The sequence below is a fragment of the Sphingomonas sp. DBB INV C78 genome (genome assembly GCF_042693015.1).
Lineage (GTDB): Bacteria > Pseudomonadota > Alphaproteobacteria > Sphingomonadales > Sphingomonadaceae > Sphingomonas_E.
The window spans coordinates 2504146-2529184 of sequence record NZ_CP170544.1; the positions used below are offsets into that span (position 1 = coordinate 2504146).

The window sequence follows — 25039 nt, forward strand, 5'->3', positions numbered from 1 at the left end:
TAATACCGACCTGGAGGCAAGACCATGCTCGAGACCGTCAACCGCCCCGCCGATATGGACTCCGCAAACCCACCCTCCGGTGCGGCCGGCGGTCGCCCCACGGGGCTCAACGCCGTCAATCATTGGGTACCCCATGACATAGTCATGCGCGATACATGGTTTCCGCTGGCGCATTCGAGCAGCATCGGCAAGGCGGTCGCCCGCCGGACGGTCTATTCGCATTCCTATTTCATCTGGCGTGAAAATGGCGTCGCGGTGGCGTCCGAATTCCATCCCAACGAAAAGCAGGTGTCGGACAAGAGCCCCTACACCGACGCACGCGGCCGTTATCCGGTGATGGAGCATTATGGCTATGTCTGGGGCTGGTTCGGGCGACCCGAAGCCGCAGATCCGGTGCACCTGCCGAGCCTGCCGTTCCTTCCGCCCAATGGCGGCTTGCCCGGCCATATGATCGGCACCGTCCGCTTCGATTGCTCCGCACCGATCAGCCTCGAGAACCTGATCGATCTGACCCATGCCGACTTTCTCCATGCGAATGTCGTCGGCGACGAAAAGTCCGAGACCGAGACGGTCGAGACTTTCTACGACAGCGAGACCGTCACGATGGTGCGCACCTGCACCGGCAAGTCGGTGGCGCCGGTGATGAAATTCTTCAGCGGCATCCGGCAGCCGACGCAAGATATCCGCCAGGTCATCCGCATCTATCTGCGCAGCCACTGCGCCATCGCCTATGGCCGTTTCCAGCCCGGCGACGATGTTCCGCTGTTTCATCCGTGCGTGCCCGAGACGCGCGATCGCACCCGCCTGGATTATGCGATGAACACGTCGAATGCGGGCCTGATGTTCCGCCATGTCATGCCCAAGGCGAGCTATCTTGTATCTCGCCAGGACAGCAGCATGACTTCGCCGCAAAGCCCGCGCTATATGCGCGATACCAGCCGCAAGGACCTTCATTCGAAATATGATGCGGCCGGCCAGCGCTACCGCATGTTGATGATGGAGATTGCCGACCGTCAGGCGGCGGGCGACTTCGAGTATCGCGACAATGTCAGCGCGGACTGCGGCGACATCATCGGCCTGCGCCGCGAGCTCTTCCGCTATTGAGTTTGATCGGGCGGGCATCATCGATGCCTGCCCATTTGCCGAACGGAACTCCCAATGCCTTCGATGAAGAATGCCGTCGGCGATGATCGCCGCTGGTGGGCGGTCATGCCCACCCTTCCCGCACCCGCCATGGCGGGGATCGGCCAGCAGATGGAACAGGTCGGCTTCGAAGGCTGCTTTTCGCTCCAGATCTATGGGGCACCTTTCGTGCCGATGGCTGCCACCGCCGCCACGACAACCACGCTCAAGGTCGGCACGGGCGTTGCCATTGCCGGCACGCGCAGTCCGCTTGAAACCGCGTATTGCGCGATGGACGTCGACCGGATCAGCAACGGTCGATTTGTCCTCGGCCTCGGCAGCAGCATCAAGAGCTGCGTGACAGGCATGTATGGCGAGCCGCATCGCAAGTCGTTGAGCCACCTGCGCGAGACCGTGAAGGTGGTTCGCTACATCGTCGCCAACGCCCATATTGGCCTCGACCCGATCGAAGGCGAATATTTCTCGGCGGATTTCGAGGAGATGATGATCACGGCACCTCCGGTGCGCGACCATATCCCGATCTGGATCGCGGCCTTGCAGGACAAGATGAGCGAGCTCGCGCTCGAGATCGGCGACGGCCTGATGGTCCACGCGCTGTGGTCGGCGGATTATACCAGGAGCAAGAAGCCGTTCATCGACGCGGCGCTGGAGAAATATGGCCGCGAACGCCGCGACGTCGAGATCAACGCCTGGCCGTGGATAGCGGTCAACGCCGATAAGCAGAAGGCGATCGATGACAGCCGGGCGACCGTGGCCGCCTATTCGGGCTACAAGGAATATGAGCCCTTCTTCGAGGCCATCGGCTTTGGCGATGAGGCCCGATCCTGCCAGCTCGCCCTTGGCGAGCATGGCGACGTTTCATCGGTGGTCGGCAATGTTTCAGATGACATGGTCGAAGCGTTTGTCGCCTGCGGACCGGTCGATGAAGTGCTCGAACGGATCGAACCGTTCTGGGAAGTCGTGGACTCGCTCTGTCCGATGACGCCGTACCGGGATCTGACGATGGAACAGATGACCGAATATAATGCCGGTCTCTACGAACTCGTCGCGACAGCAAAGGCGCGGGCCGCCTAGGCTCATACTCCTTGGCTACAGGTTCCATGGACGGCCAGGCGGCGTCCTGGCAATGTCATCGCTTCCGGAATATTGTGTCTGTCACACCACAATTGCCGGGTGTCACACGCGCAATTGATCCAGATCATATTCATGCAACTGGACGGTTTTCGCCCGACATGAAATGACATCGCCGGGCTCCGGTGTGGGGAGAATCCAACGAGCGGCGTCCCGACCAGAGGCGCCGCTCGTTTTACGTCTGCTACCGGCAGGTCTTGCGCCTCGAACGAACTCCCGAAAATCGGGGATCGAGACGGAGCTGACTTGCGCCCTCAAGCGGGTACGCGTGCTTCGACCAGGCTCTTGCCAGCAATATAGCCGAGAACCATCGCGGGTCCGACATTGCAGCCATGGGCCGGCGACTTGCCCCGCCAGATCGAATTGGCATCGAGCCCCGCTGCAAACAGTCCCTCTATCGGCGTTCCTCCCGCGTCGAGCACATGGCAATGCTCATCAATCCGGAGGCCCACGGTCGTCGAACCGTCGCCGGGATAGATGCGGATCGCATAGAAGGGCGCCGTCGCCACGGGACCCAGGCATGGGTTTGGCGAATGGCGCGGATCACCTATTTCGCGATCGATCTCCTCACTGCCCTTGCCGAAATCCTCGTCCACGCCTGAAGCGGCAAACTGGTTGATCCGCCCCACTGTCGCTTCCAGTCCATCAGGATCGACGCCGATCTTGCCGGCAAGTTCGCGGATGGTTGCGCCTTGCACGACATAGCCCGCCTCAACGAGCTTCTTGAGGCCGCTGCCCCCTGGAAACACCATACCCATGCCGTACTTTTTCACGAAGGCAGCATCCCCGACAATGTGGGCAGGGACTGCTCCGTCAGCGTGCATGGCATCGACAAACCGCACCGAGGCTTCGTTGCCGAAGCGCTCGCCCTTGGCGTTGATGGCAATGCAGCCGGGCTTGGACATGTCGATGAGGTGAGCGTAGCGCGCCACATAGCCATCGGGACGGGTCAGCTTTGACACGACGGCCCAGACGCCATTGACGAGATTGTCACCGTCGAGCGATGCCCCCGCCTCCAGCCCCATGTTCATGCCGTCGCCCGTATTCTCATAGGGCAGGATCGACACATGATGCTCGGCAAAAGGCATATAAGCGCGGCGAAGCTGTTCGTTGGCGGAAAAGCCCCCGGACGCCAGCACAACCCCGACATTGGCGAGGATATCATTGCCCCCTGCCCGCACGCCCGACACGCGCCCGCCGTTCTCCAGCAGCCCGTCGACGGCCGTCGATTTCTGCAGACGAACGCCGGCATCGAGCGCAGACCGCAGCAATCGCGCGGCAAGCGCATTGCCCATCGTCAGCCGGGTTCCGCGAGGATATCGGCGTAGTTTGTCCATGCCGAATTTCGCCGCGAGTTTGCCGAAATGGACCAGCGATTTGGGAGATGGCATTGCCGCGAGATAGGGAAGGTCGAACAGGTCGATCATGAAACCGCCGGGCGCGTTGAACTCCTCGCGCGCGGGCCGCAGATCGGCAAAATCCGACCCCAATTTCTTGCCGTCATATTCCTTCGGGCTGAGCAGACGCCCGTAATTCACCGCGCCGGGCACGTCGGGATACCAGTCGCTGCTCGGCGGCGAGATGAGAAATTCGACGGCACTGTTTTCGGCCAACCAGGCCACCATCTCCGGCCCGTTGTCGAGATAGGCGTCGATGAGCGTCGGATTGGCCGTTTCGCCCACCACCTCGAGAATATATTGACGTGCAACGGCGGGACTGTCGTCCACCCCGGCCGCCCTTGCCTGAGGGCTCCCTGGTATCCAGATGCCGCCTCCTGAAACAGCCGTCGTACCACCGAAATGGTCGGCTTTCTCCAGAAGCAGGACCGACAGCCCGGACTTCGCGGCGCGGATCGCGGCCGTCAGGCCAGAAGCGCCCGATCCAACGACAATCACATCATATTGCATTCGCATTGTCTCCACGGGCGGCTCAGGCCGACTGCATCATTGTCTTCATCTGTTCGTCCGAAACGCCGATCTGGCCGGCCACATCGAGGGCATCCCAATATTCCCGCCACCACAGGATGCGACCCTCCTCATCCAGGCCGAACACGCCGGTCACACGCGTGATGATCTCGCGGTCATCGGCGAGCAGGCGGACGCGATCGACACGCTCGGTGAATACAGTGTCGCCGTTGCTTGCAATCTTGAGCACCACGCAATCGCAGTCGGCATAAATGCGATACTGGCGCTCGGCTTCGGCACAGATGGCATCGGGGCCCTCGACCGGAGGGGCCAATGGCACGATCGGCTGCCATCGGGCCGTGGGCGCGAGATGAGCCCTGATCTTCGCAAGATCGAGTTCGGTGGCATGGAAGAGGGCCAGAAACTCGCGGACGACAGCCTCGTTGGTCTCGCTCACACTTCATCCCCATATTTTGTTGGACGAACCGTCAAATATTAAAGGACATCATGCGGCTTCAGCCGTGCCGCGCTGGAATGCCGCGACAGCAGCGGTATCGAAATATTCGCGGCCGTGAACGATGAGGCCGTCCCGGACTACGAACAGATCGTGATATTCGTTGCGATAGACGCGATCGCCGAAATGCATCTCCGACCGGATCTCGGCCGCGACCGTGTCGCCTTGGGCGATCATCCCGACGATCTCGACTTTCCGTTCCTGCGCGGTCAGCAGCATGGATTTGACCGCTTCGGTATATTCGGAGCGGGTCATATTACCATGCCCCACAATCCACCATGTGCAGTCGTGCGCCTGCAGCGCATCGATCATGACCTCATCCCCCTGTTCGATCGCGGCCAGAAAATGGGTCACGACATGCTTGGGATTCACGGTCACAATTCCACTCCATCTGCAATCGGCAACGGCGCACTTACTCCGCGCCGCTAACAGGTGGCTCCTTTCCTCCGGCAGGTTGCGCAGGTCATCCAGGCGCGAATGCTGTCCACTCCATTGGCCGGGAAGAATTGCAGCATGCTGGATTGCAAGGACATGACGCCATGACGCCGGAAGCGGTGCGCTCCGCCGGCCTTGCGCCGAAGACGGTCAGCGAACGCTATAGCTGGTACGTCCTGGGCATTCTCACCTTGTCCCAGACCTGTCACGGCATCGATCGCGCCATCATCGGCTTGGTGCTGGCGCCGGTCGGCAAGGAGTTCAACCTGTCGGATGGCCAGCTGGGCTTCCTCGCGGGCTTTGCCTACGGCATCTTTTTCGCGCTCGCCGCGCTGCCGTTCGGGATTGCGGTCGATCGGTACAATCGCCGCAACCTGATGACGATGGCCTTGACGATCTGGAGCGGCGCCACCGCGTTGTGCGGCTTCGCGACGGGCTTCTGGACCCTGCTTCTGGGTCGCGCCGCCGTCGGCACGGCCGAGGCCGGCGGGTCACCAACCGGCATGTCGCTCCTCAGCGATTATTTCGGAACGGAAAAGCGTTCGACCGCGATCGGCATCTGGTATCTGAGTTCGGGGATCGGTCTTGCCATCGCGTTTTTTGTCGGCGGTTGGATCATCCAGGTTTCGGACTGGCGATGGGCCTTTTTCGCCGCAGGCATTCCGGGCCTTGTCCTGGCTCCGCTCCTGTTCTTCACCGTTCGCGAACCCAAGAGGGGAAGCCGCGACCTGGAACCAGCCGTGGACCAGGTCGCCGGCCTGAGCCTCCCGCGGCGGATGGCGCTGCTGTCCGCTCGTCCGGGCCTTGTGCACTGCATCCTTGCCATCGTCCTGATTGCGACGGGCATCTACGGAATGAGCACCTGGCTCACGACCTTCCTGATCCGCGCACATGGTCTGCCGATCGCGCGCGCGGGACTGATGGTCGCCATTGCTTATGGGGTTCTCGGATCTGTCGGCGGATTTGCCGCTGGCTGGATCGCGGACTGGCTCAACAAGCGGCGCGGAGGGTTCGACGCCTCGCGAACCGCCCTCTTCGGGGCGACGATACCCTTCCTCACGGCTGCGACAGGCATCGGCACGGTCGCTTCGGGGAGCCTCGAGGGTACGATCGCCTTCATGCTGGCCTGCGGCTTCTTCAGCGCGTCGTACAACGGCCCGATCTATGCGGTCATCGTGACGCTCGCCGGTGCAAAGTTACGCGGACTTGCGGTTTCCATGGTTCAGCTCGGCGCCAACCTCGTCGGTGTCGGCGCCGGCACGTTCCTGATCGGCGCCATCAGCGACTATGTCGGGGGCAATGCCGGCGTCGCCTGGGGCATTGGCGTGGCGATGCTCTTCACTTTGTGGGGCGGTATCCACCTTCTGCTGGCCGCCCGCGCCATCGGTAGATCAACCCCTGGACTGAAGGGAGAGCCGACTTGACCGAGCCTGCCTACGCACCCGCAACCGTGGATCCAGACGCGATCCCCGGTCCATATCCGTCGCGCACGACTCCGCTTCCCTGGAACCGGGACGCGATTACCGCCGAGTGGCTCGGTCGTACGATGGCCAATCGCTATCCGGGCGTTGCCGCAGAAAGCCTCGAACTCGTCCAGTTGTTCGACAGCCACACGACCAAGATGCGCGTTCGCGTCGGCTGGGACATGGCCGGCAAGGCGGCCGGCCTGCCGGAGAATCTCTGCCTCAAGTCCAATTGGTCGGGTGCGTTCAACGATGTCGACATCTGCGCGCTCGAAGCCCGCTTCTACCATTTCCTTGCTGGCAAGATGCAGGTGCCGACGGCCGCCTGCTATTATGCCGACTGGGATGATGATGGCCGCGGCCAGGGCCTGATCGTCCTTGAGGACCTCGTCGAGCGAGGCGGGAAGTTCGGGCACAGCACCCAACACACCGGAATCGACGGAATTGCAAGCGCGCTCGAGGGTCTGGCCAGACTCCATGGCAGCCTGTGGGACAGCCCGGTCATCAGCGAGACAGCAGCGCCATGGCTGCAGACGTCGATGCGCACGCCCGTCGATCATGACCAGGTCCGGATCATGTGGCACTGGATCTGTGAAAATCTGAAGGATCCCAATTTCCGGGCGATCGCGCCGAGCCACTATCTGGCCGAGCCTCGCCGCGTCGAATGGGCCTTTGACCGGCTGGTCCAGTTCGAGCGGTCTTTCGAGGCGCCCTTTTGCGTGATCCTTGGCGACTGCCACCAGGGCAATACCTATATCCTGCCCGATGGCGAGCGTCTCTGGCTCGACTGGCAGCTGGCGCGGCGTGGGCGTCCCTGGCGCGACCTGACCTACTTCTGCATCGGCTCGCTCACCATCGACGAGCGCCGCCACCATCTGCGTGATCTGATCGCCCACTATCGCTCGAACCTGATCGCAACCGGCGCGACAAATGTCATCGAACTCGACGAGATCTGGGAGCAGGTCCGACGCTGGGTCATGTACGGGATCCAGGCCTGGGTCGCGAACATGGACCATTGGGGACAGAACGGACTGCCGATGAACGAGCGCTTCTTCGCCGCCGGAGAGGATCTCGGCACCTGGCAACTGCTGTTGGGAAACTGAACGGATGAAGGTCAGTCTGGAAGGCAAGGTCGCCATCGTTACCGGGTCCGGCGCGAACATCGGCGAGGCATGCGCGCGCATGCTCGCCGGCGCCGGGGCCTCGGTCGTTCTTGCCGATATCAATATCGAGGGTGCGCAACGGGTGGCAGAGGACATCCAGGCGGCCGGCGGGCAGGCTTTCGCCCACGCTCTGGAACTGACCGAGGAGGCAAGCGTGGAGGCGCTGGTCGGCGCGGTCATCGAACGGTTCGGCCGGATCGACATCCTGCACAACAACGCCGCAGATACCCGCATCGAGCAGATGGCAGCGGACGGCAGCATTCTCGAAATGGATGTAACGGTCTGGGACCGCGCCTTTGCAGTCAATACGCGCGGCGCGATGCTCATGATCAAGCATGTAGCGCCGCACATGATCGCCGCAGGCGGAGGATCGATCATCAACACCGGCAGCGGCGTCGCGATCCTCGGCGACCTGTTCAATCCGGCTTATTCGACGTCCAAGGGCGCGATCAACACGCTGACGCGCAATGCCGCTGCACAGCTGGGGCGCCACAACATAAGGTGCAACGCGGTGCTGCCTGGGCTCGTCCTTTCGCCGCTCGCACGCACGATGATGGGATCGCGCCAGATCGATCTGGTGCAGCGCCATGTCCTGTTGCCGCGCTCCAGCGTGCCCGAAGACATCGCGGGCGTTGTACTGTTCCTGGCATCGGACCTCGGTAGCTTCGTCACTGGCCAAATCATCTCGGCCGATGGTGGCATCGTCCATCACACGCCATATTATGCCGATATGATTGACGCGATGACGGCATCGGAGGCCTGAAAGAGGGGGCGCGACAGGTCGCGCCCCCTCAGGCGTTCTACCAGACCAAAGGCAGCGCCTTCACCTGAATGATGTTGCCCAGCCAGAACGGCACTTCGGCCTGCGGATCGACCCGGAATTCCGGAAGTTCGGCCAGCATCGTCTCGATCGCGATGATGAGTTCGCGGCGGGCGAGATGCATGCCAAGGCAACGATGCGACGAGCTGCCAAATGCCAGGTGACCGGGCTTGCGATCGAAATCGATCCGGTTGGGCTCCGGCCATGCTTCGGGGTCGCGCGCCGTGATCGAAGTCGACATGGCAATACGATCGCCCGGCAGCATTTTCACGCCCCTGAACTCGGTCTCGCGCGTGACAGTGCGATAGGTCGTGACGGCGGCATAAGCGCGCATCATCTCCTCGATCGCGAGCGTCAGCTTCGATGGATCCGCACGCAATTCCGCCTGCTGCTCGGGGTGAGTGGCAAGATGCCAGAGATGCAGGCCGATATTGGCCGTTACCGTGTCGAGGCCCCCAACGAAGAGGTTCCAGGCATAGCCGAACACCATGTCGTTCGACCAGGGTTCGCCGTCATATTCATAGGTCAGCGCATAGCTCAGAAGATCTTCGCGCGGCGCGCTGCGGCGCTGGGCGATGGCATCGAGCAGATAGGCTTTTACCTCGTGCGTCGCCTTGATCCGGACCTGCATGTCCGGGGCGTGGAGCAACGCGGTCTCCCACGCGAGAAACTGATCCACTTCGTCCTGCGGCAAGCCAAAGAGATCCAGGAAGATCGAGACCGGGAAGGGAATCGCGAAGTCCCTGACGAAGTCGCAATGTCCCTTGTCCTTGAACGCGCCAACCAGCTCCTGCGCGCGGCCACGAACCATATCATCGAGCGCGAACATCTTCTGGGGTGCAAATACCGGATTGAGAACCTTGCGCACCTTCTTGTGTGGATCGCCGGTCAGTTCGGTCGGAACCAGGTCCCAGTCTTCACCGATCAGCTTGGCGAAGCTTGAGAACCCCTTCTTGGTGAACAGGTCGTCGTCGGCATAGACTTCCTTCAGGTCCTCAACGCGTCGCACGATCCACCCGCCGGTACCGTCGGGATAGATATTCGGACACCAGTAGACCGGAGGCGTCGACGCATGAAGCGGCGCGAGGCGGGTCTCGAATACGTTTTCATAGACTGTGGTCCGGTCCGCCACGGGACAATCCAGAACCAGGGCGCCCGGAACATGGGCAGGGATATTCACCGTTGAGTTCGCCATTCAATTCCCTCTCATATCTGTGCGGACCTCAATGCGTCCGAAGCTCGGAGCCACGATCGGTCAATACCTTGTCTCCCATCCGGGACCGGGCACGTTCCTCGGCCGCCAGCGCGTCAGCGTCGGTGAAGAACACCTGATCCTCGGTTATCCTCGGCGTGATCGGATCCCAGCACGTAACCCTGCATCTGGCCGGGTCGACAAGACCCGCTCCTGCCTCATCCAGCTGTTCCCGCCACCCGTCCAGACCGTGCATGTCATCGACCCGATAGATGCCGACATGACTGTGGTCCGGCAATGTCTCGACGAGTTGACCGTGCGGCCTGAACATGAGGAATGCGGCGCTGTGAACGCCCGGCCGGCGCAGCCGTTCTGGCATATGCTGGTCCTGATACCATTGGCGGAAAGCCGCCTCACTGCCGGCGACCGGATTAAGAAGCTCCAGGACCACCCCGCCCTGGTGCGGCGTCTCCGGATCATTGTCGCGGAATGCCAGCGGATAATAATGGAAGTCGTTCAGTGCGTCGGCGGCAATCGCGTCCGTCACCATCATCCGCGTCGTCAGCGCATTCTCGATATGCTCGCGGGTGAAGCGTTCGGCATCGAACACGTCGTAAAGGGCCAGATAGTCCCAACCAAACCCGCTTGAAGACGGGTCTGCCTGCACGGCGCTCCAGCGGAAACGCTGCGCGGTCACCGAACCGCGGAAGCGCAGTGCGTCGCGCAGGTGGATGTGGGTGTACCAGTCGTCGAAATCCGCCTCACGCCCCGGCCGGGCGTTGGTGAAGACGACCAGGACGGCTTCGATCATCGCCGTCTATCCGATCCTGGGCATGATCTCGGCCGCGACCCACCGCAGCCGGTCGATATATTCGTCCATGCCCGAGATGCCGGGCGGCAGAGGCACGATGGTCTCGGTGATCCCCAGTTCTTTCAGCCAGCCGATCTGATCGATGATCTGCTGCGTGCTGCGCGAGCCAGGGGCACGGGGATCATCCAGTATCTCATGGTGAGCGCCGACATTGAGCATCTCGAGCGCGAAGAACATCGAGATCGGTCGTCCGTCATATTCAGGTTGCGACTTGATGAAATCGAGGCATTCTGGGAATTTCTCGGGCGGCGTGCGGAAAGGCGACCAACCGTCGGCGAACTTCGCAACGCGCTTCAGCACGGCTTCCGCGTCGCCGCCGAGCCAGATCGGCAATCTCGGGGACTGCAGCGGCTTGGGCGCGAAGCCGACGTCGCGGAACCGGACGAACTCGCCTTCGAACTCGGGCTTCTCCTGCGTCCACAGGGCGATGATGGATGCGAGATACTCGTCCGCCATGCGCCCGCGTTTCTCGAAGGAAACGTTCAGCATGTCGAACTCTTCCTTCAGCCAGCCCACGCCGAACAGGGCTTCGGCACGGCCTCCGCTGAGCCAGTCGAGCGTCGACCAGGCCTTGGCGTGGACCAGGGGGCTTTGCAGCGGCAGAATGGAGACCGAGGAAGACAGGCGAAGGTTCTTGGTCTGGCCGCCGATATAGCCGAGCGCGACAGTCGTGTGGAAATAATGGTCGCCGGAGAGCTCGATATGGCTTTGCGGCACCACGAAATGCTCGCCCAGCATGCACTTGTTGTAGCCGAGCTCGTCGGCCACCTTCATCGCGATCCCGATATCGGTGCCGCTCAGCGCATATTCCCAGGGTTGGACCATGGCCGCGACATGCATGCTGTTGGGTACGCCGACATTGAGCTTCACGGCTGATTTCCTCCCATATCGCTGGACGCCTGACGGGCCTCGCTATCGCGGCGATCATTGCCGATGGCCGGCAAGCGGCACCTGTCCAAGGACAGGCTCTCAGGCCTGGCCGGACACTTCTCGGTCGGTTCGGAGGGTTAGCTCCACGAGCGGAAGTGTGAGCCCCAACCGTTCGCCCAGCGCCAGTGCCGCGTCGAGATCCTTGACCATCAAGGAACGCAGGCCCTCGCGTGTCCGCGCTTCCGCGGGGTCGGACCTTGGATCAGCCGGGCGGCCCATCACCATCATCGGACCACCAACCGAATCACTGCTGCTTTCGACAACCCGCGCCAACTGCGCAACGCTTACCCCCGCTGCTCGCGCCACTTCGGACGCCTCATATCCTGCTCTCAGACAGCCATAGACGATGATGTTGCGGGCGATCTTCGCCGCCATTCCAGCACCCGGCGCGCCCATATGCTCTACCGAGCGGGCAAAGCCGTCGAGAACCGGCCGGACCTGCGCCAGGGTGGCGTCGTCGGCTCCGACCATACAGACCAGCCCATTCTCGCGCACCCTGGGCCCGCCAGTCACGCCGCAATCGATCAACCCGACTCCAGCAGCATTTGTCCGTGTGCGTATTTCCTCGAGATCATCCAGCGAAACCGTCGCGAGCAGCACGATATTCATTCCTGGACGCGACCGGGCGAGGATGCCGTCGGGACCACCGAGGACGTCGATCGTCTGTTCGGCACTTACGACGGCGATCAGGATCGTGTCGCAACGTTCGGCAAGGGCCGCAGGCGTGGCCGTCACGGGCGGTACGCCCTCAAGGCCCTCGGCTGCCTCGGCGCGCACGTCGTAGACCGCCTCGAGCATTCCGGCGCGCGCGAGACACAGCGCAACGCCGCCGCCAATCATGCCCAGCCCGACCACGCCTGCCCTTGCCATGCCTCTTCTCCGTAAAAGATCCCGAGGCGCAGGCGCCTGCGAACCCATTCTCGCACTCCGATTGCGATCCACGCCTGTCGGGCGGCAGGCGGCAATGGTCGGGACGAACTGCCCCGGGACGCCACCCGCTTCGAGGGTCAATCGTCGGGAGTAACAAGGTCTCCGGTGATCTGGATCCCCGCCCCGTCCACCTTGTAGGTCTTGTTCAGGAAGATCAGGATCGACGTCATCGCTTCGGCGCCGGCCGAATTGACGAGTGCACCTCCATGTAACCCGCGCAAGCCGGCGGCATTGGCGAGTTCGACGACGACGCCGCGGGCGGCCTTGTCATCCCCGAAGACGAGGACGTCGCACCCAATGTCGATGTCCATGGCAAGCTTGTGCGCGGCAACATTGTGGAAACCCGAGACCAGGGTCACGCCATCACCGAGCAGCCTTTGTGCGCGAACGGCGGCACTGCCCTCCGCGGGCATCTGGACGCGCATCACCCTCGGCGGGACCAGCGGCACGGTCGTGTCCACGACGATCTTGCCGGTAACGTGCGGTGCAATATCAGCAAGGGTCGCCTCCTGCGCGGCGAAGGGGACGGTGACGATCACGACATCACCGGCCGCCGCAGCCTCGGCGTTCGACAGGCCAAGGATGCCATGGCCGAGTTCAGCGGCCTTTGTCCGGGCGCTCTCGACTCCCCGCGAGCCGATCGCGACCCTGACGCCGGCTCTCGCGAGGCGCCACGCGATCGCCGCACCCAGTTTTCCGGTTCCGCCGACGATGGCGACAATTCTCGTTGCAGCCGTCACCATTCAGCCCTCCTTGGCCATCGCAGCCCACCGGTTCATGTCGGCATACATGGCCGAATGGGCGGTAAAGCCTCCATCGGCGGTGATCGCAGCTCCGGTCACGAAGCGGGACTGGTCCGATGCGAGAAAGGCCACGACTTCGGCAATGTCCTCGGGTCGACCGAGCTGCGGGGTGAGATGATGCTCGAGCATCGCGGACTGGACCGCCGGCGGCAGATTGTCGTCGAGCGCCTCGGTCATCACCAGGCCGACCACGACCACGTTCGCCCGGATTGCCTGCTTGCCATATTGAGTGGCGATGTAACGGGCGAGATTGATGAGGCCGGCCTTGGAAGTGCCATAGGCGGGATAATCGAGATCGCCCGAAAGGCCCTTGCCCGAACCCGTGAAGATTATGGAGCCGCCACCGGATTTCAGGAGGTGCGGAATCCCGTGCTTGGCGACGAGCATCGAACCACGCAGGTTGATGGCCATGGTCTGGTCCCAGAAGGCCGCGTCCATCTCGGTAATCGCGCCATCCTGGTTCAGACCGCCACTGCCCGTCTGGGCGGCATTGCTATGGAGGATGTCGATCCGGCCGAAATGGCCGGCGACCTTGCCAATACCGTCTGCCACCGACGCCTCCTCGGCGACGTCCATCGCGACCGCCAGCGCGTCGGCGCCAAGCGCCTCGAGTTCGCGAACCGTCTCCGTCAGTTTATCCATCGTGCGCCCTGTGACAGCAACGCGGGCACCGCGCCGGGCGAAAAGCTTTGCCGTGGCCTTGCCTATGCCCGACCCGCCACCGGTGATGATCGCGACCTTGCCCGAAAGCGCGCGACTGTCGTCCGTCATAATCTCACTCCAACTGGGGCCGGACGCTTCTCCGGCAGGATGCGGTAAAGGGTTGTGCGTTCGCGGACGGGTCGGCCGATGCTGGCGGCCAGCGTTGCCATTCCCGCCGGTCCGAATTCCTGGCCATTGAGGCCACCCGCCGCCCGCGTGATCGACTCATCCATGAGCGTGCCGCCCAGGTCGTTGACGCCGGCTTCGAGCATCCTCGCCGCGCCGGCGGGTCCCATCTTGACCCACGAGGTCTGGATGTTGGGGATCAGCGGGTAGAGAGCGATGCGCGCAATCGCATGCATCAGGAGCGCTTCACGAAAGGTCGGCCCCGATCGTGCCTTTCCCTTTCGCCAGATCGGCGCCTCCATGTGCACGAAGGGCAAGGGCACGAATTCCGTGAAGCCGCCGGTGTCGGCCTGAAGCGCTCGGATGCGCAGCAGGTGTCGCGCCCAGTGATGGTAGGTGTCGGCGTGACCGAACATGATGGTGGCGGTCGATCGCAGTCCGACCCCGTGCGCATGGCGCATGACGTCGAGCCATTGTTCTGTATCGAGCTTGTCGGGGCAGATCAGCGCGCGCACTTCGTCGTCGAGGACCTCGGCCGCAGTGCCAGGCAGCGTTGCGAGGCCCGCAGCTTTTAGGTCTCCGAGAAAATCCTCGATCGGCCGGCCAAGCGTGGTGGCTCCGTGAAGGATTTCCAGTGGTGAGAAGGCATGGATGTGAACCGTAGGTGCCGCGGCGCGGACCGCGGCCAGGACATTGAGATAGGTGTTGCCGTCATAATCCGGATGAATACCGCCCTGCAGGCAAACTTCGGTGGCACCGCGCGCTACGGCTTCCGCGGCACGACGGCCGATTTCGTCGAAGTCGAGCCGATAGGCGGGTCCCCGCTCCGAACGCGTGCTGCCCTTGGAGAAGGCACAGAAGCCGCACGCATGGAGGCAGATATTGGTATAGTTGATGTTGCGGTTCACAACATAAGTGACCGCCTCGCCGACGATCTCGGCGCGGAAGCGGTCCGCCGCCGAGACAATTGCCGGGATGTCGGCGTCCCTTGCCGAAAAGAGGCGAACAATATCGGCCTCGCCGAGATCATCGCCGGCCGCAGCGCGTGCAATCACGGTCTCAATCGCCGGCGAAGCCCGGCGTCGGCTCGTCCCAATAACGGGAACGTCCTTGCCCTGGCCCGCGAACCAGTCGTCGTTTCGCGGCAAACCGCGCGCGTCGACGGCGCGGCGCACGCGCGGTGCAAGCCTCGCGTCGACCCAGCGATCCGGGTCACGCGCATGCGCCGGTCCGATGGCGAGCCGGTCATGCAACTGGCGGCCGGCGGCCGCTGTCGCTTTGGCGAGTGCCAAGATTTCGGGCCAGGGCGCCTCGGGATTGACGTGGTCGGGTGTGACGGGAGACACGCCACCCCAATCGTTCACGCCAGCCCGCAACAGCGCCCCGATGGCGGCCGGATCATGAAGATTGGGCGGCGCCTGGATGGCCATTTCCGGGCCCAGCACGAGGCGCGCAGCCGCAATCGTCCAGAGATGATCTTCGAGTGAGGGTTCCGGATGATGCGCCATCCGGGTGCCGGGTTTGGCCCGGAAGTTCTGGATGATGACTTCCTGGATATGGCCATAACGGCGGTGAAGATCGCGGATCGCGACCAGGGCGTGGATCCGTTCGGCGCGGGTTTCGCCAAGGCCAATGAGCAGGCCTGTCGTGAACGGGATCGCCGCCTCGCCAGCAGCCGCGATCGACGCGAGCCGCGCTGCCGGAATCTTGTCGGGTGAGCCGTAATGCGGCCCGCCGCGGTCGCACAGATGCTCGGCCGTGCTTTCAAGCATGATGCCCATCGACACCGCCGATCCGCGGAGCGCGCGATAGTCCTCGATCCCCATGAGGCCGGGATTGAGATGCGGCAGCAGGCTGGACTCGGCGAGGACCATGTCGGCCATCTCGCGCAGGTAGCCAAGCGTCGTTTCATGGCCGAGCGCCTGGAGCGCCGAACGCGCGAAAGCGTATCGCGCCTCCGGCTGATCGCCCAGGGTGAACAGGGCCTCCCGACACCCTGCCCGTTCGCCGGCCCTGACGAAGGCAAGAACCTCGTCCCGGGACAGGAATGCCGCGCCGGCACGGGTCGGTGTAGTGGCAAAAGTACAATAGGCGCAGACGTCGCGGCACAGCCGGGTCAGCGGAATGAATATCTTGCGAGAATAAGTGACGAGGCCGCCCGTGGTCTGGAGCGTCAAGGCTTCGCTTTGATCGATCAGGCTTTCAAGCCGAGCCGGGACGAGCACGGCCGCGAGTTCATCCGCCCCCATGCTTTCGCGCAGGTGGATCATGTCACAGAGCATTCCGCGCGGCGGCGAGGCCCTTGATGGCCGACAGCGGATCGGCATGACCCGGCAGGGCCGCGATCAACGTCGACACGCCAAGCGTCTCGAGTTCGCTCATCCAGGCGGTGGCCTCGGCTTCGGACCCGGCAAAGGTGTCGAACCGGGCCAGGAAATCGCGCAACCCAAGTTCCTTCATCAAGGCGACATTGCGACCGCCGACGACGACATGTTCGGTCGGATCGTAGCGGCTCTGGAATTCGAGGATGCGCCCGCGAAATTCCTCCGGCACCCGCGCCATTGCCTCCGGCGTCCGAAACGCCATGGCATTGACCGCGATGAACGCCTCTAGATCGGCAAGTGCCTCTTCCCGCTTCGACCGGACCGAGACGTAGGAGACCGCCCAGATGTCTACGGCATCGGGATCCCGTCCGGCAGCGATCGCTGCTGTTCGTACCGCAGCGATGCGCACCGCCAGGCCGTCCATGTCCGATTGTCCCGCGAAGAGAATCACGCCGTCGGCCTGCTCCCCGGCAAGCTGCAAGGCCTTGGGTCCGAACGCCGAATAATAGATCGGCACGGGCCGCGGAAAACGCAGCGGCTTGACGGGCCGATCATCCCAATTTGTGCTCGTCCCGTTCAGGAGCGCCCGAAGTGCCGCGAACTCCTGGCGAATCTCGTCCTGATTGGCCGGCGCCCGTCCGATCGCCATGACCGTGCTTCCGCCGGTCGCCAATCCCAACGCGACACGACCGCCTGTCAGTTCATCGAGTGTCGCGAGCGCATTGGCACTCGCGATGGGATGCCGCAGGAATGGCGATGTCACGAGCGGCGCGAGCTGCGCCTCGGGCGCGTCCATGCTGGCGAGCGTCAGCGAGACATAAAGATCGTGCCAGCCGGCCGGGGAATCCCCAACCGTGACGAGCTCATATCCGAGATTGGACGCGAGCCGGATCTCCGTTCGAAAGGCGGAGAGGTCGGTGCCCCACAGGCTGCAGATTCCGAGTTTCATGGCTCCGCTGCTCCGCTGCCGCATCGAAATGGCTCCGAGCGGTTTTCCTCTTGGTCGCCGCCGACCAGACGCTTCAAGCAACTGTCGCAAGCTGACGGGCCGGTGACGTCACCGGCCCGCCGCCTGACAGGATCAGAAGGCGTAACGCGCCTTCACTCCCCAGGTCCGGGGTTCGCCGACATAGACCGAGCTGATCGGGAAGGTGAGCAGCAGCACGCTTGGCGCCGAATAATAGACCTCGTTGAACACATTCTTGACGAAGACGCCGAGATCGAGGCCGGTGCCGCCGACCTGCTTCCAGGACAGGTTCGCGTTGACGAGGTTATAGCCCGGCAATTTCTCGCCATTCTGGCCGCCGAAATCAGCGGTCGTGAACACGTCGGCATTGAACTCGAGGTCGCTGTCGAGTGGTCGCACCGGCAATGTCCAGCTAATCGCGAACGTGCCCGAGAAAGTCGGGGAAAACTTGTTGATATTCTCCTCGGAGAAGACGACCCCCGTCGGCAGATTGTCCGGCAACGTGACCTTGTCGATCGTCACCTTGGTGATCGCGCCATTGAACGAAGCCGTGAAGCTCGGAACAGGGCTTACACTCGCCTCGAACTCCACGCCGTAGATGCTCTGATCCGAGATGTTGGCGCCAAAGGCGGTGTTGCTCGGAGTATCGGGTGCCTGCTGCGGCACGACTCCGGTGACGTTGAGGAACTGCAGCGCGTTCTTATACTTCGAATAGAAGGCCGAGATGTTGAAGCGGCCAACGGCCCCACCTTCCCGGAAGCTCAGCTTGGAGCCGATCTCGATATCGGTGACGGTTTCCTTGTCCGTGGTCTGGAACGGCCGGAGGTCGGGGCAAACGCCACCGCCGAACACGCAGGCGGGATCCGATCCGCCGGTCGTGAACACGGATTCGAACTTGGGCGTATTGACATTCGCCCCGCGATAACCGCGACGCGATGACACGTAGAGCATCCAGTCCGGGTTGATCTTGTAGTCGAGGCCGATCGTCCAGCTGGGGGCATCACCCTTGTTCTTGACCGTGCCGACACCGTCGATGGCGCCCGTTGCCGCAATTTCGCGGCACTCGCCGTTGGTCAGATAGTCCGCGCCCGATGCACCACCGCAGGAATCGACCTTGTCCCAGCTGTAGCGAAGTCCCGCGTTCAGCGTCAGGCTGTCGGTGATGTCGTAGCCGATCTGGCCGAACAGGGCGTAATTCTCGTTGGTCACGTGCGAAGTCACGGGCGCGGCGGGAACGCCTCCGACCGAAAACGCCGTGAACTGCGAGCCGGCGGCGCCGTACGACTGGTCCTTGTTGTAATAGGCGCCGACTATGAAATTGAACGCACCAAAATCGCCAAAGACCTGGAATTCGTCGGTCAGATATTCGCGGCGCGTAAGTGCCGAGGCGTGAAACAGCGTGAACGGAACATTGACGCCGGGCGCCACGGGCAGTGCGAGCGGGCCGACCGCGCCGGTATTGATCAGCTGGTTGCTGAAATTCTTGCGATAGCCGATGATGTTGCGAAGAGTGATATCGCCAATCGCAAAAGACGTGTTGTTGATGATCGAGCGCTGCTTGCGATCCGCGAAACCGCCATTGATGCCATCGTCGAACGCACCGCGCAGATTGGCGCGTTGAGTCGCAAGATAGCCCTGCACCTGACTGTCGAGGGCGCCACCGAGGCCGGGTCCGAAGAAGGCGGCGAAGGGAAAGTTCTGGCGCAGCAGATAGAGACCACCGGCAAGCTCGTTGGCCTTGGAATATTCGGCGATCGTCAGACTGCGAATGTTCTCGGTGGGCTCGAGGAGCAGCGACGCGCGGAAGCTGTCCTGATGGATGTCGTCAAAGCCTGGACCGCTGTCGAGCGCGCGCACGCGCGGATCCTGCCGGCGAACCTGCCCGGCGACCCGCAAGGCGACTTTGTTGTCGACGATCGGGATGTTGACCGCGCCCTCGAGCTCCCAATGATCGTAACGACCATAAATACCCTGGGCGTAGCCGGTGAAATCGTAGGTCGGCGCCTGTGTGTTGATCAGGACGGCGCCGCCCAGCGTGTTCTTGCCGAACAGCGTGCCTTGCGGCCCCTTGAGAACCTGCACATTGGCGATGTCATAGGTCGGCACGTTGGATCCGACCGACGGCATCGCCACATCGTTGGTGTACATGACAACGCCCGGCGTCCCCTCGCCGAGCGGAAGATTGCCGATACCGCGCAACGTCAGGGCCATCGTGTCCTTGCCGCCTTCGGAGGCGAAGGTGAAACCCGGCGTGATCGTCCTGAGATCGGTCGCGGTCTGGACATTTGCCCGCTCCAGCCCCTCGCTGGAAAAGGCGGTTACCGAGACCGGCACGTCCTGCAGGCGCTCCTCGCGCCGCCGCGCCGTCACGACCAGTTCGTCGAGCTCTCCCGCCGGAGCCGCGGCTTCGGTTGCAGCCGGCTGGGCTGCGCTGGTCTCCTGGGCGAGGGCCGGTACCGAAGTGGACATCGCAGTGGCTAGCAGAATGGCTCTGCTGGAAATGAGGTTCATGGTCACCCTCCCTAGATGACAGGCCGTTGCCTGGGTGCTTGTTCGTCGACTGGACCTGGCGATTTCCCCCAAGCCGGGTTTCTCGGCATCGAACCGGTTGCGTCACCGAATTCCATGGATCGAAGCCCGAGGGGACAAGGCGACAAGAAACGTGTCTCTCAACCCATCGCCGGATAGGGTTGCGAGAATTTTGGAAATCGGTGTGCCATTCGGATCACCGTTTTGCGGGCGATGCCCATACCGCCGCCGAAACATTGCTGATCATCGGGCGCGCCAGCGCTCGATGGCATGGGCGACGGCGACCGGAACCGGTGCACCGATTGCCCCCTGGTCTCCACCAAAGCGCGGCGCAGGCGCCGGCTGCACGATCCCGTCCTGTTCGACAAAGCTCTTTCGCGAGGCGTTATGCGGATGCCCGGGCGCCTCCGCCATCGACAGGACCGGGGTAACGCAGGCGTCGGTATCGAAAAACCGGGCGGCCCATTCGTCGCGGGTCCGCGTCCGGAACACTGCCTCGAAATCGGCCTGCATCGCGGGCCATCCCGTACGGTCATTCTGGTCATAGCCGCGATCCGCCAGACCCAGTCCCGACACCAGCTGCGCGAAGAATTGCGGCTCGAGGCTTCCGACCGCCACATGCCCTCCATCGGCGCACGCATAACAGCGATAGAAAGGTGCTGCGCCATCGAGCAGGTTGCTGGCGGGCGCGTCGGTCCAGAGGCCGGATGGCTGCCAGGCGTAGAAGAGGCCCATCAACGCGGCGACGCCATCGGTGATGCAGGCGTCGACCACCTGGCCCTCGCCGGTACGCTTCGCGGACAGGATACCCGCGAGCATCCCGGCGATGAGGAACATCGCGCCGCCCCCATAATCGCCGACCATGTTGAGCGGAACCGGCGGCGGCGACGCGCCGTCGCCGATCGCATGCAGGACGCCTGTGAGCGAAATATAATTGATGTCATGGCCGGCCCGCATGGCAAGCGGCCCGGACTGGCCCCATCCTGTCATCCGGCCGTAAACCAGGCGGGGATTGCGCGCCAGGCAGACATCGGGACCGAGACCGAGCCGTTCCATAACACCGGGACGGAAACCTTCGATCAGCCCGTCAGCCTCGTCGATCAGTGCCAGGAGCGCATCGCGATCATCGGGATCCTTGAGATTGAGGAAGGTGACGGTGCGACCGCGATGGAGAATGGCACCGCCAACATCGTCCCATGCCGCCGGTCCTGCGCTGGGCGGTCGCGCCACGCGGACGATGTCCGCTCCCATGTCTGCGAGCAAGGTCGCGGCGAGCGGAACAGGGCCGATCGCGTCGATCTCGACAATTCGGACACCGGCAAGCGGTCCTCGGTTCGCAACCATCAGATGTTCGTCCTGTCCGCGCCCTTGAGATCGAGGATGGCACGCGCCTCATCGGGCGTAGCCACCTCCAGGCCCATGCCCTCGATGATCTGGCGAGCCAGCCGCACTTGCTCCGCATTCGTCTCGGCCAGCCGGCCGCGGCCCGCCCACAGCGAATCCTCAAGCCCTACCCGGATATTGCCGCCCATGGATGCGGCCATTGCGACGATACCCAGTTGGCGCGCGCCCGCGCCCAGCACCGACCATTCATACTGATCGCCGAACAGCCGGTCGGCGGTGCGCTTCATGTGCATGACGTCGTCGGGATGACTGCCGATGCCGCCGAGAATGCCGAAGCAGGTCTGGATGAACAGAGGAGCTTTCACCAGGCCGCGATCGAGAAAATATCTGAGATTGTAGAGGTGGCTCGTGTCGTAGCACTCGAACTCGAAGCGGGTGCCGAGGGGCGACAGGATGGAAAGCAGCCGCTCGATGTCGGCATAGGTATTCTTGAAGACCAGATCGCGCGACGCCTCGAGCGCTGCGGGTTCCCAATCGTGCTTCCAGGTCGTGTAGCGATCGAGCATCGGGAACAGTCCGAACCCCATTGTTCCCATGTTGAGCGATGCTACTTCCGGCGCAAACCGCTCGGCCGGCCGGATCCGCTCGTCCACCGTCATCGATGGATGGCCGCCCGTGGTGAGGTTCAGCACCGCGTCGCTGCGCTGCCTGATCACTTTCAGGAACGGCTCGAAGAGGTCGGGATTCTGGTCGGGGCGGCCGTCGACCGGATTGCGCGCATGGAGATGGATGATCGCGGCGCCGGCCTCTGCCGCGCCGATCGCGGATTCGGCGATTTCGTCTGCCGTCACCGGCAGGTGAGGCGACATCGAGGGGGTATGGATGGCCCCCGTGATGGCGCAGCTGATGATGACTTTGCCCTTGGCCATGCTTGCGGTTCCTTTGCGCGTCGATGCTTGCGGCATGCAGCGTCGCATGCCGCTCGCAATCTTTCTTTCGATAGGACCCCACCCATCGTCCGGCCTGCCGGCCGGACTGCGCAATGCCTAGCGGCTCAGGGCAGGAGACCCAGCTGACGCGCGCGGATCACGGCCTGGGGTCGGCGACGAACGCCGAGCTTGTCGTAGATCTGCTGCATGTACCATTTGACCGTGCCTTCGGTCAGACCCAGGCGATCGCCAATCTCACGATTGCGCAAGCCCCCGCTCACCATGACGAGGATGTCGATCTCGCGGGCGGCGAGGCGGCTGCTCAGACCATAGTCTTCGCCGTCTTCTTCCGTTTCGATCGCCGGTCCGCCGCGCATTGCGGCAACGAGAGTGGCGGCGAACCGGTCCGCCGGCGTTTCCAGCGTCGGCCCATTGGCATAGGCCTCGGTCATCAGCGAGGCGATCACTTCGCCTTCATCGATGAAGACGCGAGTCCAGCCTGCCGGCTCGGCCATTTCGACCGCCGTGCGGACCGCCCGGCGGGCCTCGGACCGGTTGCCCTTCAGAACCGCGATCTCGGCCAGCAGCAGTTCGAATGTGACGGCCGAGCGAGTGGCGCCGCTATGCTTGACGAATTCAAGCCAACGCATGGCGACCTTGCGCGCCCGAGACAGGCGATGGCGCTGCATCTCGAGGCGGAGCCAGGCGACCGCGATGCTTTCGTTGCGGCGCGTCGGGTTGAAATTCGGTACGGGCTCGCCGTCGATGCGCGGATCGCCCGCGGCGAATGCCGCTTCGGCCTCTTCCAACTGTCCATTCTTGACGAGGATCCGGACCTGCTCGGCGACCACGAAGGCTCGTAGCCGATCCAGCCCGCATTCGATTGCGACGAGATGCGCTTCTTGAAGCCCGGACAGCGCCGACTGGATCTCGCCGCGCGCCGCCGCAAGGCGCGCCCGCACCAGATAGCCCGACGCCAGCTGATCAACGAAACCCCATTGCCGTACAGCCGGCAGATAGCGTTCGACGAGCATGCCCGCCTTTTCCAGGTCACCGCATTCGTAAAGCAACTCGGCAAGCGGGAGTGCGGGAAGCGCGGCAAGACCCGAGCCTTCGCCCTGGATCGACTGGGCGAGCTCCAGCGATTCATCGAGAAACTGCCGCGCAAACTCGGTCTTGCCCTGCGCCATGAGCGTTGGCGCGACCGAAGCCTTGAGCGCGATCGATGCGAATTGCGAGCCTGGCCGTCCGAGGGCTTTGCGCGTTTCGGCCTCGAGCTTGAGCATGTCATGGAAGTGATAGAGTTCGCGGCGCGCCGCCATCAGCTGCGCGAGCAACGTACAGCTGAGATAGGCGTCGTCGTCGCCAAGGTCCGCTAGCAGTGCCTCGGCAGCCTGCTCGACCGCGGCCATGTTGTCGCGTCCGGCTTCCAGCATGATCCGCCGATGACGGATCATGTTGCCCAGCCGGTCGGCATCATGACTGTCATAGCTACCGTCCTCGACACCGGCCTCCACGCAGAGCCGTGCCGCCTCGATCAGCTTTTCGGCCGAGCTGAATGCAAGGGTGCGGACGCGCCGCCAGGCGAGAGCGAGGAGCAGCATCGGGCGGTTCGAGATGAGCTTCCAGGGAAGCTCGGAACCCAGTTCATCGACCCGATAGAGGTAGCCGCTATAGGTAAGCCCTACCGCCAGCCGGTCGAGCTGTTCGGCCAGAAAGGCCTGGTCGCGGCTGAGCTTCGCATGTTCGAGGGCGTCGAGCGGCTGGTCGGTATCGGCGAAATGCCGGCTCGCCCGCCGATGCAGTTCCGCCGCACGGGCCGGCGCGCGGTCCATCAGTCGCCCCAGAACCATGTCGCGGAACATCTTGTAATAGGAATAGCGGCTACGCTCGCGATCAGTCGCATTGAGGAACAGACCCGCAGCAAAGACCCGGTCCAGCATGGCGCGCGCTTCGTCGCTGCCCGTCACCGCGGCGCAGGCCGAGGGCGTCAGCTCTTCCAGGATCGAGGTGTCGACCAGGAAGTTGCGGACGTCGGTTACCTGATGGTTGAAGATTTCCTCGTGGAAGAATTCCGCAAATTCATGCCGCAAGCCGGTGGGTCGAACGACGGCCCGCGCGTCCTTTTCCTTCTCGCGCTTGTAAAGGTCGCTGGCGAGCACGATGCCCGCCACCCATCCTTCGGTGTCGACGAGGATGTGCTGGAGATCGCCGGCATCAAGCGGATGTCCCACAGTCCGATGGACCAGCTCGGTCGCCTCCTTGGCCGACCAGCACAAGTCGGCATAGCCGACCTCGACGAGGAACCCCAGCGCCCGCATGCGCGCAATTGGGATCTGCGACGTGCCGCGAGAGGCTATGATGGTGGTCAAGGAGTCCCGCGCGCTTGCGATCAGCTGCGTCAGGAAATCCAGAATGTCCTGGGAAAGGGTCTGGGCGTCGTCAATGACGAGCACCGGACGGGCGTCACCGCTTCCGGCGAAGGCAGCCAGCCAGTCGTCCTGCCGCACGCCTGCTCCCGCCCCCTTCCACCCGAGCCCTGCGGCCACGCCCGCGGCTTCGAGTGCGAGAAGAAAGGACCGCATGTCGGAGATACCGGCTCGGGCGGCCAGCCAAAGAACCGGCCGTCCGGCCTTTCGAAACTCATCCGCCCAATAGAGCATCGCGGTCGTCTTGCCGCTGCCGGCAGGCGCGCACACTGTCGTGACACGCGCATTGCCGACCGCCTCGGTCAGGCGAGCGAGACTTTCCCTGACGATGATCGGGCGCGCTGCACGCGGCGGCAAGATGGTCGTTTGAGCAATGCCCATTCCGGATTT

At 63.3% G+C, this 25039-nt stretch carries 20 protein-coding genes; 5 read left to right on the top strand and 15 right to left on the bottom strand.

Annotation, left to right across the window (positions count from 1 at the left end; translation table 11 throughout):
• Positions 1-24 precede the first annotated feature (24 nt).
• Both ACFB49_RS11835 and ACFB49_RS11840 read left to right on the top strand, forming a co-directional pair.
• Positions 25-1104, top strand: a complete 1080-nt coding sequence (locus ACFB49_RS11835; RefSeq protein WP_380879666.1) for an oxygenase — start codon at positions 25-27, stop codon at positions 1102-1104.
• A 54-nt stretch (positions 1105-1158) separates the two neighbouring features.
• Positions 1159-2217: an LLM class flavin-dependent oxidoreductase gene (locus ACFB49_RS11840; protein ID WP_380879668.1), complete on the top strand. Its 1059-nt coding sequence runs from the start codon at positions 1159-1161 to the stop codon at positions 2215-2217.
• A 311-nt stretch (positions 2218-2528) separates the two neighbouring features.
• Here ACFB49_RS11840 and ACFB49_RS11845 read toward each other — a convergent pair whose 3' ends face one another.
• Genes ACFB49_RS11845 through ACFB49_RS11855 form a run of 3 tightly spaced genes read right to left on the bottom strand, consistent with a single transcriptional unit; the run spans position 2529 to position 5070 of the window.
• Entirely contained in the window at positions 2529-4181 is a 1653-nt protein-coding gene (locus ACFB49_RS11845) for an FAD-dependent oxidoreductase (protein WP_380879670.1), read from the bottom strand.
• A 22-nt stretch (positions 4182-4203) separates the two neighbouring features.
• The gene (locus ACFB49_RS11850) at positions 4204-4635 is read right to left on the bottom strand and encodes a limonene-1,2-epoxide hydrolase family protein (protein WP_010124652.1); all 432 of its coding nucleotides are present in this window, start codon (positions 4633-4635) and stop codon (positions 4204-4206) included.
• Between the two features lie 48 nt (positions 4636-4683).
• Positions 4684-5070 (bottom strand): nuclear transport factor 2 family protein, encoded by a 387-nt coding sequence (locus ACFB49_RS11855; protein ID WP_010124651.1) that lies wholly within the window; start codon positions 5068-5070, stop codon positions 4684-4686.
• A 161-nt stretch (positions 5071-5231) separates the two neighbouring features.
• Here ACFB49_RS11855 and ACFB49_RS11860 point away from each other — a divergent pair, with 161 nt between their 5' ends.
• Genes ACFB49_RS11860 through ACFB49_RS11870 form a run of 3 tightly spaced genes read left to right on the top strand, consistent with a single transcriptional unit; the run spans position 5232 to position 8516 of the window.
• Positions 5232-6551 carry a spinster family MFS transporter gene (locus ACFB49_RS11860; protein ID WP_380879673.1) on the top strand — a complete coding sequence of 440 codons (1320 nt, stop codon included), beginning with the start codon at positions 5232-5234 and terminating at the stop codon, positions 6549-6551.
• The gene (locus ACFB49_RS11865; protein WP_380879675.1) at positions 6548-7693 is read left to right on the top strand and encodes a phosphotransferase; all 1146 of its coding nucleotides are present in this window, start codon (positions 6548-6550) and stop codon (positions 7691-7693) included. The genes ACFB49_RS11860 and ACFB49_RS11865 overlap by 4 nt, the downstream gene beginning before the upstream one ends.
• A 4-nt stretch (positions 7694-7697) precedes the next feature.
• Positions 7698-8516: an SDR family NAD(P)-dependent oxidoreductase gene (locus ACFB49_RS11870; RefSeq protein WP_380879677.1), complete on the top strand. Its 819-nt coding sequence runs from the start codon at positions 7698-7700 to the stop codon at positions 8514-8516.
• A 37-nt stretch (positions 8517-8553) separates the two neighbouring features.
• On the opposite strand, the gene ACFB49_RS11875 is transcribed toward ACFB49_RS11870, so the two are convergent.
• From ACFB49_RS11875 to ACFB49_RS11930, 12 genes are all read right to left on the bottom strand, one after another.
• Positions 8554-9705, bottom strand: a complete 1152-nt coding sequence (locus ACFB49_RS11875; RefSeq protein WP_380879679.1) for a cytochrome P450 — start codon at positions 9703-9705, stop codon at positions 8554-8556.
• Between the two features lie 91 nt (positions 9706-9796).
• On the bottom strand, positions 9797-10576 hold the full coding sequence (locus tag ACFB49_RS11880) for a hypothetical protein (protein WP_380879681.1): 780 nt from the start codon (positions 10574-10576) through the stop codon (positions 9797-9799).
• A gap of 6 nt (positions 10577-10582) precedes the next feature.
• The gene (locus tag ACFB49_RS11885) at positions 10583-11506 is read right to left on the bottom strand and encodes a TIGR03619 family F420-dependent LLM class oxidoreductase (protein ID WP_380879683.1); all 924 of its coding nucleotides are present in this window, start codon (positions 11504-11506) and stop codon (positions 10583-10585) included.
• A 99-nt stretch (positions 11507-11605) separates the two neighbouring features.
• Positions 11606-12436, bottom strand: a complete 831-nt coding sequence (locus ACFB49_RS11890; RefSeq protein ID WP_380879685.1) for an NAD(P)-dependent oxidoreductase — start codon at positions 12434-12436, stop codon at positions 11606-11608.
• A gap of 137 nt (positions 12437-12573) precedes the next feature.
• Complete coding sequence (npdG, locus tag ACFB49_RS11895; RefSeq protein ID WP_380879687.1) at positions 12574-13239, bottom strand: NADPH-dependent F420 reductase; 666 nt, start codon at positions 13237-13239, stop codon at positions 12574-12576.
• Positions 13240-14070 carry an SDR family NAD(P)-dependent oxidoreductase gene (locus ACFB49_RS11900; RefSeq protein ID WP_380879689.1) on the bottom strand — a complete coding sequence of 277 codons (831 nt, stop codon included), beginning with the start codon at positions 14068-14070 and terminating at the stop codon, positions 13240-13242.
• Entirely contained in the window at positions 14067-16397 is a 2331-nt protein-coding gene (gene cofH / locus ACFB49_RS11905; RefSeq protein WP_380879691.1) for a 5-amino-6-(D-ribitylamino)uracil--L-tyrosine 4-hydroxyphenyl transferase CofH, read from the bottom strand. The genes ACFB49_RS11900 and cofH overlap by 4 nt, the downstream gene beginning before the upstream one ends.
• Position 16398: 1 nt before the next feature.
• Complete coding sequence (locus ACFB49_RS11910; RefSeq protein ID WP_380879693.1) at positions 16399-17400, bottom strand: LLM class flavin-dependent oxidoreductase; 1002 nt, start codon at positions 17398-17400, stop codon at positions 16399-16401.
• A gap of 132 nt (positions 17401-17532) precedes the next feature.
• On the bottom strand, positions 17533-19929 hold the full coding sequence (locus ACFB49_RS11915) for a TonB-dependent receptor (protein WP_380879695.1): 2397 nt from the start codon (positions 19927-19929) through the stop codon (positions 17533-17535).
• Positions 19930-20190: 261 nt separating this feature from the next.
• Complete coding sequence (locus ACFB49_RS11920) at positions 20191-21291, bottom strand: CaiB/BaiF CoA transferase family protein (protein ID WP_380879697.1); 1101 nt, start codon at positions 21289-21291, stop codon at positions 20191-20193.
• Positions 21291-22220 carry a 3-keto-5-aminohexanoate cleavage protein gene (locus ACFB49_RS11925; RefSeq protein WP_380879699.1) on the bottom strand — a complete coding sequence of 310 codons (930 nt, stop codon included), beginning with the start codon at positions 22218-22220 and terminating at the stop codon, positions 21291-21293. Before ACFB49_RS11925 ends, ACFB49_RS11920 begins: the two co-directional genes overlap by 1 nt.
• A 125-nt stretch (positions 22221-22345) precedes the next feature.
• The gene (locus ACFB49_RS11930) at positions 22346-25030 is read right to left on the bottom strand and encodes a LuxR C-terminal-related transcriptional regulator (RefSeq protein ID WP_380879701.1); all 2685 of its coding nucleotides are present in this window, start codon (positions 25028-25030) and stop codon (positions 22346-22348) included.
• Positions 25031-25039: the final 9 nt, after the last annotated feature.